The following is a 14,882-nucleotide window of genomic DNA, read 5'->3' on the forward strand; positions in this document are numbered from 1 at the left end:
CTCGCCGCTGGCTCCGATCGCCCGGACAGACGAGCGACGGCTGTCGCCACCGGCGGGCCGTCGGCGCCGGAGGAAAGTTTAATAGCGGGCAGTGAGGAACGTGAACTAATGTCGTACGAGAGCTACTACCAGCGGGGCACCTCGGTCCAGCGGCTGTTCAACGACCACCGGTTCAAACTCTACTACGCGCTGTTCGTCGTCCTGCTCCTCGTCTCCGCCGTCGGGGCCCAGCTCGTCGGGTTCCCGACGATCGCCGGGATGCTCGTCTCGTACGTCGTCCTCTTCTCGGTCGTCTCGGCGCTGTTCGTCTTCCTCCCGGTCGCGATCCTCTCGAAACTCGTCTGAGCGGGCGGTCGCCCGTCGCGACCGCCGCGTGAGCGGGGGAACTTATACGGCGATCTATCGTGAACGTCGAGTATGGAACTCGAGGAGCTAGCCCGGAGGGCGGTCCCGGTCAACGTGATGCTGACGGCGCTGCTGCTGTTCTCCGCGGCGGCGATCGCGTTCACGGACGTCCAGATCAGCCCGGCGACCCGGTACGTGATGTACTTCTCGGCGGGCTTCCTGGCGATCAACTTCGTCGTCATCTACGCGGTCTATCGCTATCGGATCCAGTCAGAACACGACGAATACGCCGCGTAGGGCACGGATCTCGTCCCGCTCGAAGACAGATGGCGCTCTTCGCCCGGTCGGGCGCTGATCGAGGCTGCGCCGGGAAACGCGAACGGCAGTGAAACCGCGGATCCGCGGTCGGGGCGGCGGCTGTCGCGGTCCGCTCAGTTCGGCTTGCCGGTGATCGACGGGATCCCCCGGCGGAGTTGCCGCCAGTTCTCGGTCGCGCCCCACACCGGGTGGTGCTCGTCCGTCGCCGTCGCGACGCCGTTGCTCGCCTTCTCCGGCATGGGCTGGGGCCACTCGAAGTGGCGCGTGTTGACCATGGTCTGGTTCGGGTACGGGAACAGGATGATGTTCGGCATGTGGTACGCGAAGGTCCAGATGATCTTGGGGAGGACCTTGTCGTTCTCCTCGACGGACTGGGTCGCGAGCTGTTTCCACGCCTCGCCGGCGTTGAACGTCTCCGACGCCTCGCCCTCGTAGTCGCCGATCTCCGGCGGGATCTCGTAGTCGATGACGCGTCGGCTGTCGTACCACGCGCTCGGGCTGAACCGAACCTCGACCTCCCCTTCGTAGGGGCCGTCGGCGCTGGTCCAGACCTGGGCCGCGCCGAACGAGCCCTCGCTCAGTTCGCTGAACACGACCGACGACTCCGGCGTGGAGTGCTCGACGGCGATGCCGAAGGAGTTCAGGTCCTCCTTGATCGTCTCGAACATCGCCCGGTTGCTCGCGTACGACTGGATGGTCAGCGAGAGTTGCTCGCCGTTGGGTTTCACCCACTTCCCGTTCTCCTTCGTGAGCCCGACCGACTCCATCCGTTTCGTGGCGACGTCGGTGTTCTGGCCGGAGGTCGTCTCCAGCTTGCTGACCACGTCGGGGAACCGGTCGGCGGCCGCCGGGGTGCCGATGAGCGTCTGTTTCTTCCAGGGGCTGATAGCGCTGGCCGCGCGGGAGCCGAGCTGGTTCTGGATGATGTCCGACTCGGAGATGACGTGGGCGATCGCCTGGCGGAGCTTCCCGGCCCGGGCGGGGACGACGCCGTTGTCGTGGTCGGCGTGGAACCACGGGTCGACCTTGTCCCCCCCGTAGTTGATGACGAACGTCCAGCCGAAGCTCGCGCCCGGCGCGGATGAGACCTCCGTGACGTTCTGCGGGGCGTTCGAGACCGCCGACGGGAGCCCGCCCTGTTCGATGTCGATCCGGTCGCTCGCGAGTCCCTGATAGCCGGAGTTGCCGCCGCCGCCGAGCCGGACGAGTTCGAAGTTGTTGAAGTTCGCTTTCCCGGCCGACCAGTGTTCGGGGTTGCGCTCGAACGTGGCCTTGTTCTGGTTTACGTTCTTGAGCATCCACGGACCGGACAGCAGCGGATCGTCGGCGAGCGTCTCCGAACGCTCCTGTATCTCGGTCCTGATGGAGCTCCGTGCGTCCACCGTCGTGGCGTCTTTGATCTCCTGGAGTTTCCCGGCGTACCAGCCGTCCCTGTACTGGTCGATCTGGACGCGCCAGAGGCCCGTCGCCAGGTTCGCGTTCCAGCCGTCCGGGTTCAGCTTCCGGACGAGGGTCTTGTTGTTGTCGCCCTCGACCTCCCAGCCGACCACCAGCGGGTTCTCGGCCCGGTTGGCCTGCGGGGTCATTCGGCGAGCGAGTTCCTCGGAGACCTTGAAGTCCTCCGCGGTGACCGGGTCGACGATCTCCGTCCCCCGGTGCCAGTGGACGCCGTCTTTGATCGTGATGCGCTGTTCGTTGTTCTCCTCGTCGATCTCGGACGGGTGCCCCTCCGAGAGGTTGACCTCGTCGAGGTTCATCCACTGCCCGGTCGTGAGCGACTGCCCGCCGAGCCGGGCGTATATCAGGCGGATCGTCTCGTCGTAGTTCTTCGGGCTGAACGGGTTCGTCTCGTGCTCGGTGAGGGGGTCCCCGCTCCGGGCCGCCGCCCAGCGCAACGGCGTGTCCACGGTCTGCGGCGTCGATCCGCTTCCGGAACCGTCGCCGGAGCCACCGTCCGAACCGCCGCCGGAGCCGTCGCCGGAGCCGCCGTCGGAACCTCCGTCGGTTCCCCCGTCGGAGCCGCCGTCGCCGTTCTGTGAGCACCCCGCCAGGATCGCGAGCCCTGACATCGCCGAGAGGCCCTTGAGCGCCTCTCGTCGCGAATACGGTTCACTACCGAGCTTGCCATCTGTTGGCATGGGTCGACCCAAACGTGCGTCACTGATAAATTTTGTCTAGGATTTATGATGAACGATCCGTCGCCACGCGTCGGCTCGGTACGCACACCGCGGGAGAAGCCGCGGTCGATGGCGGACCCGTCGGGCGCGCTTCGGTCGGTACGGCCGTCGGTCGCCACCGATCGCCCCGAAACGATTTACGCGTGCCCGTTCCGATGTTCCAACATGACCGAGCGACCCGAGCAGCTTCGAGACCGTGCTGCCGTCGACCCGGGAGCGCTCGCCCGCTCGCTCGAGACGTTCCCCCGCGAAGCCGCCGCCGTCGGCGAAACGCTCTGCGCCGTCGAGGGGGAGTCTCGGGTCGTCGCGGTGGCCGCCGTCGCCGACCGCCTCACCGACGCGGACGTCGTCGTGCGACGGGGCGCCGCGCTCGCGCTCCGGACGTGCTTCGAGGCCCGGCCGGAGGCCGGCACGGGCGTGGCGCCCGAACTCGCCCAGGCCCTGACGGACGAGGACCACGTCGTCCGAAAGCACGCGGGAACGGCGCTCCGTGACCTCGCGCTCCACGACCCCGAGACCGCCGACGCGGCCGTCGACTCTCTCCCGGAGCTGTTCGATCCCGCCAGCCCGGACCTGCTGAGCGCGGGCCTCGACATCGCGGCCGCCGTCGCCGAGTCGGACCCCGACGCGGCCCTCCCGCTGGTCCCCTCGCTGCTCGACACGCTGGACGCGGTGGCGGACTCGGCGGCCGGTCGGTCCGGTGACCTCGCCGGCGGCGTTGCCTCCTCGCCCGCTGCGCGCGAGTTTCGGCGACAGCACGCGGCGGAACTCGGTCGGCAACGAGACCGGATCGTCGCCCTCGTGAACGAGACGCTCACCGCGCGACCGGAGGTCGTCGAATCGGTCCGTCCGGTGCTCGTCGAGGCGCTCCGGTCCGAATCAGTCGGCGTCGCCCGGGCGGCGCTGGCGGAGACGCTCGGACGCGTCGCGGAGTCCGACCCAGAGGCCGTCGCCGAGACGACCGACGACCTCGCCGGGCTTCTCGACGACCGGGACTCGGCGGTCGCCACGAGCGCCGCCTGGGCGCTCGGCGTCCTCGCGGACACCCACGGCGAGCGCGTCGCCGACGCGGTGGACGCTCACGTCGACCCGGTCGCGGAGTACCTCGACGCCGACGCCCGGGCCGCGCGCGTCGCGAGCGCGACGCTGCTCGCGTACGTCGCCGAACACCGTCCCGACGCCGTGGCGCCGGTGACGGCCTCACTCGCGACGGCACTGAACGATTCGAACCCCGACGTCCGCGCGAGCGCCGTGCTCGCGCTCGGTGAGGCAGGGGACGAGAGCGTCCTCGCGGAACTGCGGGCCGTCACCGAGGACGACCCGGACGAACGGGTTCGCGCGACCGCGCGGACTGTCGTCGACCGCATCGAGAGCGACGAGTGACGCGTTCCGCGGCTCTCACCACTCGGCGACGCTGCCGTCCTCGTGACGCCAGACTGGATTGTGCCAGTCGACGGTCTTCTCGGCCTGCTCGCGCACGTACTCCTCGTTGACGTCGATGCCGAGCCCCGGCGCGTCGGGAACGCGGACGTACCCCTCGTCGTACTCGAACACGGTCGGCTCGGCGAGGTAGTCCAGCACGTCGCTGCTCTCGTTGTAGTGGATGTTCAGGCTCTGTTCCTGGATGAGGGTGTTGGGCGAGCAGGTGGTGACCTGGATACAGGAGGCCAGCGCGATGGGCCCGAGCGGGCAGTGCGGGGCCAGCGCCACGTCGTAGGCTTCGGCCATCGCCGCGATCTTCTTGACCTCCGTGATCCCGCCGGCGTGGGACAGGTCGGGCTGGATGACGTCGACGACCCCCTGCTCGAAGACCTCCTTGAAGTCCCAGCGGGAGTACATCCGCTCGCCGGTGGCTATCGGGACGGTCGTGTGCGACGCGATGGCCGGGAGCGCGTCGTTGTGTTCGGGGAGGACGGGCTCCTCGATGAACATTGGCTCGTAGGGTTCCAGGGCCTTGGCGAGTTTCTTCGCCATGGGTTTGCTGACCCGACCGTGGAAGTCGACCCCGACGTCGACGCCGTCGCCGACGGCCTCCCGCACCTTGCGGAGGCGGTCGACGGCGGTGTCGATCGTCTCGGGGTCGTCGACGCGTTCGATCTTCCCCGTCGCGTTCATCTTGAGCGCCGAGAAGCCGGCGTCGACTTTCGTCCTGGCCTCGTCGGCGACGTCGGACGGCCGGTCACCGCCGATCCACTGGTAGACGCGGATCCGGTCGCGCGACGCGCCGCCGAGCAGTTCGTAGACGGGCGTCTCGAGCTGTTTACCCTTGATGTCCCACAGCGCCTGGTCGATGCCGGCGATGGCGCTCATCAGGACGGGGCCGCCGCGGTAGAAGCCGCCGCGGTACATCGTCTGCCAGTGGTCTTCGATGCGACTCGGGTCCGCCCCCAGCAGGTAGTTGTCCATCAGTTCCTCGACCGCGGTCCGGACGGTCCGGGCGCGCCCTTCGACGATGGGCTCGCCCCAGCCGACGGTCCCGTCGTCGGTCTCGACCCGGAGGAACAACCAGCGCGGAGGGACCTCGAACAGTTCGTAGTTTACGATCCGGCTCATTGGCCTAGGGATGTGGTCACATGCCATACACGTAAAACCGACCCACGGGGGATCCGACGGTGTGGACCACGCCCGGCGCGAACGGCCGCGCAACAGGACGCCCTCTCGGCGGCTGTGGCGCTGGAACCCGTGAGGCGGACGCAAGGTACGATATGTAGTTTACTATTTACGAACAACTATTAGCACTGGCGTTGCGTCCACGTATCATGAACAACGACGGTCCCTCGGTGAAAGCCACCGAAACGAGTTTCCGGATCATCGAGGCCCTGGAGCGCGAGGGGGGCGCGGGCGTGAGCGAGCTGGCCCGGGCAGTCGACCTGTCGAAGAGCGCGGTCTACAAACACGTCCAGACGCTGGAACGGCTCGGCTATCTCGTCCGCGACGGCGACGATTACTACCTCAGCAACCGATTCCGCAGCCTCGCGTCCCGCGCGAGCGAACGCTTTCCCGTCGAGGTGCTCCGCGAAGTCGTCGAGGACCTCGCCGAGACGACCGGCCACGTCGCCAACTTCATCGCGCACGAAGGCCGGAACGGGATCTACGTCGTGTGCGTCGACGACTACTCCGACTCGAAGTCGGCCACCACCGAGGGGGACACGGCGCCCTTTCACGCGACGGCCGGTGGAAAGGCGATTCTGGCGTTTCTCTCGGAGAGCGAGCGAGACCGGATCCTCCAGCGGGTGGGGACGCCCGCGTACACGGACAAGACGATCACCGACCGCGAGGAACTCGAACGGGAGTTACAGACGGTCCGCGACCAACGCATCGCCTTCGACCGCGAAGAGTACGTCGCCGGCCACCAGTGCGTCGCCTCCCCGATCCTCGGCCAGAACAGAGAACCGGTCGGCGCGCTCAGCGTCTCAGGCGATATCTCACAGATGTCCGGGAAGCGCCTCGCAGAGGACGTCACCGGGCTCGTGATCAGTTCCGCCAGGTCGATCGAGAACGAGCTCCTCTCTGGTGAACGTTAACGTATCGAGAACGCGTCTGGCGACCGACGAAACCCCCCGGTGCGTAGACCGCCACCAATTGATCACTATTTTCAAGCAACTTTCGACGCTCCGCCCCCGTAATGTTCACCTATCGAGAACGATCTTCGCTGTGGCCGAGTGTTCTGCCCCCCGATCTGTATCGCCAGGCCGTCGAGCGAGGGGACGGAGAATCTGTTCTCTGCGTCCGTGGCAGATCGGTTCGATCAGTCGTCGTGGGCAGCCCGTCCCCAGCCGGTCGATGCACTGCTGCGAAACTCCAATTACAGGATTATGGTTGTAATCTGTGTGGGGCGGCGCTCCCCGGCCGCACTCGATCCGGTACCAGCTACGACAGCGGAGGGAGCGAAGGCGAATAATAGTATGAAATGAAGGATATAGCCGAAATTGATTAGTATTCTCCAATGCCACCATCACCCCGTTCCAGATCAGTGAGTCTTATCCGGGATCGTTTTGAAATTCGATACTTATTTCTGGATGTGTTTACGTATCGCCTATTCTTTTGGTTGTACCGGACTAGAAGATCAGAAATGCCTGGAATCTCATCAGATGTCTTGGGATTAGCTCTCTATAGCTGATTTAGGACACTCTGTCCGTGCTTTGAGCTATCCAGTAACGTCGGATGGGCCTCTCGAAATCGAAATTCCTGGTCGTGCAAGCGGATCGTGAATCTCCCTGCGATAAATGAAATATATCTGGGCGCTATAGAAAATCATAATATTCCATACTATTTATTGTGGGCAGCCGCGCCGGTTAAATCCGGCCCGGCGACGATCGTTCGGTTCGGAATCTGCGTCGGAGTGGGATCCTGATGCTCACACGGTGGAACTACTGTACGGCGTTTGGAAGCCGGGAGCGGCGTTCGCCGGTTTCGTCTTCACTTTCGATTTCGCCGTAGGCTGAAGCGAGTCCCGGAGTGGAGCGGGGCGGCAACTGCCGACGACCGCCGAGCCCGGTTGACAGCCAGCGGACGGCGATCGGACACTCTCGGACGGAACGCAGCCGCGTAAAGTCCGTCTACTGGAGGAGGTGGCGCTTGCGGATCCTGGGCTCGCCGTCGCCGAACTTGACGACGGCGTCGAACAGCGAGGCGATGCTGTCGACGGTCGTGCGGTCGTGGGCGCTCGGGTCGATGTGGAAGTGCGCCCGAGCGTTCGCGGCGTAGAGCTGTCCGGTGATCGCGTGGAGGAACTCGTAGGCCGTCTCGGCCTCGACGTACTGGAGCATCGCCGTCAGCGAGTCGACGCAGACCCTCGGTGCGTCCTCCCACTCCGAGAGCAACTCGCTGATGGCGATGCCGAGTCCGGTCAGGTCGCTGGGCGAGGAGACGTGTTCGACGGTGACGCCGTCGGGCTTCGAGCCCGGGGACTCGCCGACGACGACGACCGCCGCGTGGCCGGGCTGTTCGTCGGTCGCTGCCGACCACTGGTCGAGGCAGTCGCTCGCGTCGCTCCGGAAGGTCACCCACAGGACGTTCGCCCCGCCGGGGTCGGAAGGGATCAGGAGGTCGGTACAGGCCTCGCCTTCCCCGCCGGTCATCGACGGCGCGCACAAGAGGACGTTCCGGGCGTCGGCCAATTCGGAGGTGAGGTCGGTCATCACTAATCGGTCAGTTCACTCAGTGTAGCCGCGGAACGACCAAAATCCTTCCGTTCCGGTCGGGGACGGGCCGACGGTACCTCGCTCGGCTGCTACGGCTCGTCGAACCGCTCGACCGTGAACTCCCCCGGCCGGTCCACCAGTTCGCGCACCCGCTCGCGGGCGCCCTGCGGCGACCCCGCGAGGACGACCGTGCCGTCGACCTGCTGGGGGGTCCCGTCCTGGTCCGCGTCGCCGGCCTCGCCGTCCCCATCGGACTCCGCACTGCGGGCTCGATACGCGGCGAGTTCCCCGTCGAACTCCGTCGCGTAGGTCCGGAGCGTCCCGCGGACCTCTCGCTCCAGTTCGGCGAGGTCGATCTCGCCGTCCTCGAACTCTCCGAGGGCGTCCTCGACGTTACGCAGGGCGGAGATCCGGTCCATCGTCGTCAGGTCGTGCGGAGGTAGTCGGTCTGCGGTTCGTACACTTCGCCCTTCTGTTTGAGCTTCTCAATCTCGTGTTCGGCCTTCGTCTCGTCCATGCCGACCTCCTCGGCGCGGTCGATGACCACCTCGACCGGCGCGCCCTCGTCGTACTCGCTCTCGAGGTCGTCGATGAGCTGCTTGATGTTCTTGATCCGGTCGCGCTGGCTCTTGGTCGTCCCCGCCTCTATCATGTCGGCGTCGAGTTCGCCCGTCTCCGGGTCGACGCCGACGTCTTCCATGCACGAGCGGACGATGTCGATGACCCGCTGGGAGTCCTCGGCGGTCACTTTGTCGGAGAGCCGGACGCGCGCCGACGCCTCGGCCAGCCGCACGGTCGCTTCCAGTTTCCGGGCGGTCACCGGCACCGCCGCGTCCTCGTCGGCCCCCTGGGTCCGCAGATCGACGTAGAAGTCCTCGATCTCCTCGCGGGCCTCCTCGGTCATCGTCGGGTAGCAGTTGCGCTTCGCGTAGGCGATGTACTTGCGCAGCAGCTCGGGCTCGATGGTCGGCGCGACGTCGTCGGTGACGTTCTCGACCTCCTCGTCGCTGAAGTTCGACGTGTTCGACTCGACGCGGTGGGTGTGCAGCTCGCCCGCGTAGTTCGTCCGCAGGATGTGGTCGGCCAGGTTCCGGTCTTTCTCCTCGTTGGGCTGGTCGGTGACCGTGAAGATCAGGTCGAACCGGGAGATGAGCGCGGGTTCGAGGTCGATCTGCTCGCTGATCGGCTCGTACTGGTCGAACCGGCCGTACTTGGGGTTGGCCGCTCCGAGCAGCGAACACCGCGATTTGAGCGTCGCGTTGATTCCCGCCTTCGAGACGCTGATCTCCTGCTGTTCCAGCGCCTGGTGCATCGCCGAGCGGTCGTCGGCGGCCATCTTGTCCAGCTCGTCGACGGCGGCGATGCCCTGGTCCGCGAGCACGAGCGCTCCCGCTTCGAGGGTCCACTGCTGGCCGTCACCGAAGTCGTCGCGAACCGCCGCCGCGGTGAGCCCCGCGCTGGAACTCCCCTTCCCCGAGGTATAGACCGAGCGTGGCGCGATGTTTTGGATATATGATAACATCTGCGATTTGCCAGTTCCGGGATCCCCTATCAGGAGCATATGCAGGTCGCCACGAATGCGGGACTCGTCAGGAAGGTGTTTCGTGACGCCGGAGAACAGCTGGAGGATCATCGAGAGCTTCTCGCGGTCGTAGCCGTAGATGGAGGGCGCGATGGCGCCGACCATCTCGTCGTAGATGTCCTCCCGGCTGGAGAGTTCGATGATCTCCTGTTTGTCCTCCTCGGTGATGTCCATCTCCTCGAACTGCTCGTCCTCGATCTCGACCGAGAAGCCGTCCATGTAGGTGTCGAACATGGGCGACTGGTCCTGGTCGCTGCCCTGCTGGTCGAGCTTGAGGACGCCCGAGACGCGGACGTGGTCGCCGGCGGTCACTTCGCCGGTGATGTCGTCCTCGATGTTGACGTCGATGCTCTGGGGCGTCTCGCCGCCGCGCAGGCCCTCGGGGGACTCCTGGACGCGGATCTTCTGGGCGTCGATGAACTCCGACTGGTCGAAGTTGATGCGGAACGGGCCCTGGCGCTCGCACCCCTGACACTCGTGGGGTTCCTGGAAGTCGCCGGTCTGCTGGGGGATGCGGGTGAGCGTCCCGCAGCGCTGGCACTCGAAGGCGGCCTGGGTGATCTTCGGCTTGACGTCGGTGGCCTTGCGGACGATGCCCTGGACGCTGATGAGCTGGCCGCGGTGGTCGGCGCGGAGTTCCCGGATGTCGGTCGACTCGGGGAGGTTGTGAATGCGGACGTGCGCCTGCCCCAGCTTCACGTCGACGGGCAGGTCGTAGAGCCGGAGCGCTTCCTCGGCGCACTCCCGGAGCTCCTCGGGGTGGTTCTGCACGTCGTCGGCGAGGTCGGGGTCGAACCGGTAGATGTCCTGCCAGTCGAGATAGAGAGACTTCTGCTCGGTCGGGTACTTCTGGGCGAGGTCGCCGATCTCGTTGCGGTAGTAATCCCGGTAGAGATCCTCGAAGGCGTCTATCAGTTCGGTGTTCTCCGCGCGCGCCATTGAGTGGGCCAGCGTAGCCTCCGCTCGGATAAGAAGGTTCGCAAACCGGGGCGAAAGTGAACGCGCGGACCCGCCGAACCGTCCAGTGACTGCGCTGCACGACCGCACGACTGCAGCCGACTGGAACTGCACGCCGGGACTCCACGCGCCCAGTCGACCGGACCGGGGACCGGCCGTGAGAGACGCCACCGCGAATCCGAACGACATCCGTACCAGAAAACATATATTATCAATGGGTATGTATCTGATAGATGTCATCAGAGGATGACGTCAGCGGTCACGAACAGGGGGATCGAAACGAAGGGGGAACCGACGCGACGGGCGTCACGCGGCGACGGGCTATGTCGCTCGCGGGGGCCGCGGGCCTCGGCCTCTCGATGCCGGGGCTCGTCCGTGGGAGCAGGGGGGACGCCGGATCCGCCGGTCAGGAGGCGCGGACGATCGAGAACGTCAACGACATCGTCGCGTCCAGGGAACCCGTCGGGGACTACTTCTCGCTGAAGACCAGCGGCTCGGAGGACGGGAACGTCCAGCTCTACGACGAGACCGCGAAGACGTGGTTCATGCGCGCGACCGAGAGCGGCGTCGAGAACGAACCGGGGCCGGTGAAGTTCCAGTCGCCGATCCGGGGCGCGCCGGCGTCCGACCCGGGCGTCCAGCAGCCGGGGAGCCTCGACGTGAGAGGCGGCGTCTCGCTGGAGAACCCGTCGATCGAGGGTTGGAACGTCGTCGACGTCGTCGAGGCCGGCGGGGACCCGACCGGCGAGGAACCGATCGAGGACGTCCTGGCCGAGAACCTCGGGCCGAAGACGGTCTTCGCGTTCCCCAGCGGGACCTACCGACTGACCGAAGCGCTCCAGGCGTCGAGCTTCGAGTCGATCGCCTTCGTCGGCAAACCCGAGGCGACGATCGACGTCGCGAACTCGCTCGAACACGCGGCGCTCAGTCTGCGCGGCGCCCCGTCCGACACGGCCGACGAGGGAATCTGTATCGACGACCGGGACGGCGGTCAGCCCGCGGGGAAGATCTTCGTCGACAGCCTCACCATCGACATCGGGGGCGTCAACGCACCCGCGTTAGCTGCTCACGCCGGCGAGTACATGGACGTCAGGAACGTCGACGTCGTCGGGAAGCGCACCTGGGCGGGAACCGCGGACCCGACGACCGAGACGGTCACGCTCTCGGTGCGGGACCCGCACGGCGTCGGCCGCGTCGAGGTACGCCTGCCCGACGGAGGAGAGTTCGCCGAGAAGGCCAGCCAGGCCGACGAATTCATCGGAATCAGGACGTACCCCGACCGTCACGAGGGCGTCCTCCACCTCGTAAACTGCGTCGTCCAGGGGTTCCCGAACAACGGGTTCTACCTGAAACGCCACGACAGCGCGGATCGGCTGGACGCCAGCGGCGAGGTCCACGTCCAGAACTGCGTCGCGCGGAACAACGGCCTGGCCAACATCCGCCTCGGCGAGGGCGACACCGCCCGGAACTGCCGGGTGGAGATCGACGTGGACTGCAAACCCTACGCCAGCGCTCTGGCCTGTTACGCCGAACACGGGCCGGCGCTGTTCGACGGGATATACGTCCACCGGGAGAGCGGTGTCAACAACCTGCTGCGCGGCAGCAACACCGGGTCGGAGGTCACGTTCCGGAACATGACCGTCCACGACGAGGGTGCGGGTCACGTCCTCGCCGTCGAGAACGCCTGCAACATGACGATCGCCGACTCGACGATCGTCAACAGCGGCGGAGACTACTACTCCGGCACGTTCAACAGCGGGCGCCTGACCCTCGAGAACGTCTACTGGCGCTCGAAGGGGTCGTCGAACAACCGACGCGGGCTGGTCGTCGCGCCGGACGGCTCCGTCGAGTTCCTCACCGTCAAGGACTGCACGTTCGACGTCGATCACACCGCCCTGCGTATCAACGGGACCCGCGCCCGGGTCGTCGGCAACCGCTTCAAATCCGGACAGCTCACCTGGGACAGCCCGGAGGACGCCCCGGTGAGCGGTCGGATCCGCGACAACGAGTTCTCGGCCGACGGCGGGTACAACGAGATCACCGCCGGGGACGACCACGTCGTCGCGGACAACTGGGGCCTGTAGGCCGGGGCTCCGGTCGCGGTCGCCCGACGGCTACCAGCTCACGTCGTAGGTGCAGCGGTCGGCGCCCTCGGCCCGGCAGGCGCCCACCTCGCAGACGCAGACGAACCCGTCGGCGTGCGCGACGGCAGTGCCCTCGACGACGCCCCGGTCGAACGCACAGGGGTAGGGGGTGTGACACTCGATGCGGCCGTCTTCGTCCCCGATCTGCCTGAAGGCGTAGCCGCCGACGTCACCGCCGCGGTGTCGGTCGCGACAGACGTCGTCCAGCGCGTCGAGCGCGTCCGGAACGCTCTCGACGCCCTCGGGAAAGGCGACCGCGCGGGCGATGCGCTGGCCGAGAGCGTGAACCGCGTGGTCGCCGACGAGCCCGTGGACGGCCTCGACGGCGTGGACGTACGACGAGAGCGGATACCACTCGCCCGGCCGAGCGGTCGCGAGATCGCGGTCGCGGAACGCGCGCTGCGCCGGTTCCCGGGCGTCCGCGGAGAACTTCTCGACGCCCTCGACGACTGCCGCGACGAACTCCCCGGCCACGTCCATCTCCGCGAGCGGGCGGTCGTCGCGTCCGGGTCTCATACCCGCCGTTCGGCCGCTCGCCTCAAGTGAATCCCGCCAAACCAGTTAGGAAAAGCGTCCGGGGGTCCCTGGACGGAGAGATATCCGACGGGGACAGTCGCCCTCGCTGTCCGCCCCGTGGCCGAGTGCCCCTCGACCGAGTAGTACTACGACGCGACCGGGCTTGAGTTGCTACCCCCAGTGCTGTGGCCGTTTATGTCGACCGCGTGTTCTGTGCGGCAGTGACTATCGCTCGCAAAGCGAGGGCGACGAGACGATGGGAGCGCTCGTTCCCGTCGGCAAGTTCCTTCCCGGAGATCCGTCGGTGGCTCCTATCGTCCGTTCCCGTACCCAATGAGACTATTATATAGACTACATATCTGTGATATAAACCTATTTGAACTAAAGTATGTATTAACAACATGTCCATCACATGGATACAAACGATACAACTGTCGACGAGAATAGGAGAAAGACGCTCAAGTACCTCGGTATCGGGTCGCTATCGACGCTAGCTGCCGCCTCGTCAGCGACTGGATCAGCCGGTGCGACGTCGTTCAACGACCCGGATCTCCTCCTCACAGACGACTGTTTCGTGGACGTGGACAGCGACATGGGGTGGAAATACGACTACCGTCGGAACCACTCCGCCACGCTCGGGTACTGGGGCCCGACCTGGGACGAGACACAGGGTAAGTGGGAGCACTCCTTCGAGATACACGGGAGTGCTTACGGTGAGATGCGGTGTCCCGGCTACGCCTGCCCGGACGGCGACGGAAAGGACTGGAACGAAGGGTCCGATTTCTTCCAGCAACACTCGATCGTCATCGAGGACGGCGCGCCGTCACTGAACGTCGGCGACCCGTATCCACTGAACTCGTCGTCACACGAGTTCGACGTCGCCGAGAACGACGTCTCCGCCAGGCCGTCGCCCGAAGACAACTCTAACGAGGCAGAGGCTGCGGAGGCCATGATCTCGTACGCGCTGGGCGAGCTCAATCCCATCGTCGGGCTAGCGCTGACTGCCCAGGAGGTCCTCTCCGCACTGACGCCGAAATCCAACCCGGACTTCTACCAGAACGAGTGGAGCTACAGCTCCTCCGGTCCGTGGCAGTTCGACCACCACATGGTGTTCAATATCTACTCCGAGCAGGGGGCCGACGTCGGGCTCCAGGTCCGCTCGGAAGCGGAAAACATGCCGGACAACGCCCCGCTCTCCGGCGTCCACTTCGAGCTCGAAGCCGAGACGCCGATGTACAAAGGCGACGAGGACGGCGAGCAGGGGCCGGACTCCCTCGACGCGTCCGTCACGACGCGTGCACCGGCTAACGCCGGCCCTGACGACAGATACTACTACGACGAAACAACGACTTCCGGAGCGTGAGCCCGGGTTGACTCGGTGCCGCTCGCGGTCACGCTGACGGCGCGGCCGCCGGGGCTCGCGTACCGGAGCACTCTCGGGTTCCGGACGCCGGACGCGACGGAGACCGCGTAGATCTCGGGCGGACCACGATTCTGGTCTCCCGCGTTCGCCCCAGTGCTCGGTAACAGGGTAGGGTCCGAACTATCCGGAGACCCTGGAAAAACGGTACGTCGGAAGTGGGACCGCTCGGATTTGAACCGAGGTTATCGGCACCCAAGGCCGAAAGGATACCAAGCTACCCCACGGTCCCGCAAGACCAAATTGCGGGGGGACTGTGGAAAGCGTTTCGTTGCGCGC

12 protein-coding genes and 1 tRNA gene are annotated in these 14,882 nt (G+C 66.1%); 6 read left to right on the forward strand and 7 right to left on the reverse strand.

Annotation, left to right across the window (positions count from 1 at the left end; translation table 11 throughout):
- Nucleotides 1-108 precede the first annotated feature (108 nt).
- Together PSC72_RS14385 and PSC72_RS14390 are read left to right on the forward strand one after the other, a co-directional pair.
- Complete coding sequence (locus tag PSC72_RS14385; RefSeq protein WP_274322111.1) at nucleotides 109-345, forward strand: hypothetical protein; 237 nt, start codon at nucleotides 109-111, stop codon at nucleotides 343-345.
- A 72-nt stretch (nucleotides 346-417) separates the two neighbouring features.
- Nucleotides 418-642: a hypothetical protein gene (locus PSC72_RS14390; protein ID WP_274322112.1), complete on the forward strand. Its 225-nt coding sequence runs from the start codon at nucleotides 418-420 to the stop codon at nucleotides 640-642.
- A 134-nt stretch (nucleotides 643-776) separates the two neighbouring features.
- Here PSC72_RS14390 and PSC72_RS14395 read toward each other — a convergent pair whose 3' ends face one another.
- The gene (locus tag PSC72_RS14395; protein WP_274322113.1) at nucleotides 777-2,801 is read right to left on the reverse strand and encodes an ABC transporter substrate-binding protein; all 2,025 of its coding nucleotides are present in this window, start codon (nucleotides 2,799-2,801) and stop codon (nucleotides 777-779) included.
- A gap of 204 nt (nucleotides 2,802-3,005) precedes the next feature.
- Here PSC72_RS14395 and PSC72_RS14400 point away from each other — a divergent pair, with 204 nt between their 5' ends.
- Nucleotides 3,006-4,223 (forward strand): HEAT repeat domain-containing protein, encoded by a 1,218-nt coding sequence (locus tag PSC72_RS14400; RefSeq protein ID WP_274322114.1) that lies wholly within the window; start codon nucleotides 3,006-3,008, stop codon nucleotides 4,221-4,223.
- A gap of 15 nt (nucleotides 4,224-4,238) precedes the next feature.
- On the opposite strand, the gene dgoD is transcribed toward PSC72_RS14400, so the two are convergent.
- Entirely contained in the window at nucleotides 4,239-5,393 is a 1,155-nt protein-coding gene (gene dgoD / locus PSC72_RS14405) for a galactonate dehydratase (RefSeq protein WP_274322115.1), read from the reverse strand.
- 206 nt (nucleotides 5,394-5,599) lie between these two features.
- Here dgoD and PSC72_RS14410 point away from each other — a divergent pair, with 206 nt between their 5' ends.
- On the forward strand, nucleotides 5,600-6,364 hold the full coding sequence (locus PSC72_RS14410; RefSeq protein WP_274322116.1) for an IclR family transcriptional regulator: 765 nt from the start codon (nucleotides 5,600-5,602) through the stop codon (nucleotides 6,362-6,364).
- 1,035 nt (nucleotides 6,365-7,399) lie between these two features.
- On the opposite strand, the gene PSC72_RS14415 is transcribed toward PSC72_RS14410, so the two are convergent.
- From PSC72_RS14415 to PSC72_RS14425, 3 genes are all read right to left on the reverse strand, one after another.
- A complete protein-coding gene (locus PSC72_RS14415) occupies nucleotides 7,400-7,981 on the reverse strand; it encodes a DUF7504 family protein (protein WP_274322117.1) in 582 nt (193 codons plus the stop codon).
- Nucleotides 7,982-8,073: 92 nt separating this feature from the next.
- Nucleotides 8,074-8,403, reverse strand: coding sequence for a DUF7854 family protein (locus PSC72_RS14420; protein ID WP_274322118.1), 330 nt, complete (start codon nucleotides 8,401-8,403; stop codon nucleotides 8,074-8,076).
- Nucleotides 8,404-8,408: 5 nt separating this feature from the next.
- Nucleotides 8,409-10,505 (reverse strand): minichromosome maintenance protein MCM, encoded by a 2,097-nt coding sequence (locus PSC72_RS14425; protein ID WP_274322119.1) that lies wholly within the window; start codon nucleotides 10,503-10,505, stop codon nucleotides 8,409-8,411.
- Between the two features lie 251 nt (nucleotides 10,506-10,756).
- On the opposite strand from PSC72_RS14425, the gene PSC72_RS14430 reads away from it, so the two are divergent.
- On the forward strand, nucleotides 10,757-12,607 hold the full coding sequence (locus PSC72_RS14430; protein WP_274322120.1) for a hypothetical protein: 1,851 nt from the start codon (nucleotides 10,757-10,759) through the stop codon (nucleotides 12,605-12,607).
- A 30-nt stretch (nucleotides 12,608-12,637) separates the two neighbouring features.
- On the opposite strand, the gene PSC72_RS14435 is transcribed toward PSC72_RS14430, so the two are convergent.
- The gene (locus PSC72_RS14435) at nucleotides 12,638-13,183 is read right to left on the reverse strand and encodes a hypothetical protein (protein WP_274322121.1); all 546 of its coding nucleotides are present in this window, start codon (nucleotides 13,181-13,183) and stop codon (nucleotides 12,638-12,640) included.
- Nucleotides 13,184-13,595: 412 nt separating this feature from the next.
- Between PSC72_RS14435 and PSC72_RS14440 the strand changes: the two genes are divergently transcribed.
- On the forward strand, nucleotides 13,596-14,546 hold the full coding sequence (locus tag PSC72_RS14440; RefSeq protein WP_274322122.1) for a hypothetical protein: 951 nt from the start codon (nucleotides 13,596-13,598) through the stop codon (nucleotides 14,544-14,546).
- A gap of 216 nt (nucleotides 14,547-14,762) precedes the next feature.
- Here PSC72_RS14440 and PSC72_RS14445 read toward each other — a convergent pair.
- Nucleotides 14,763-14,835: transfer RNA gene (locus PSC72_RS14445), tRNA-Pro, on the reverse strand.
- Nucleotides 14,836-14,882 lie beyond the last annotated feature (47 nt).

Origin of the sequence: Halosimplex aquaticum (assembly GCF_028747785.1) — an archaeon.
GTDB lineage: Archaea > Halobacteriota > Halobacteria > Halobacteriales > Haloarculaceae > Halosimplex > Halosimplex aquaticum.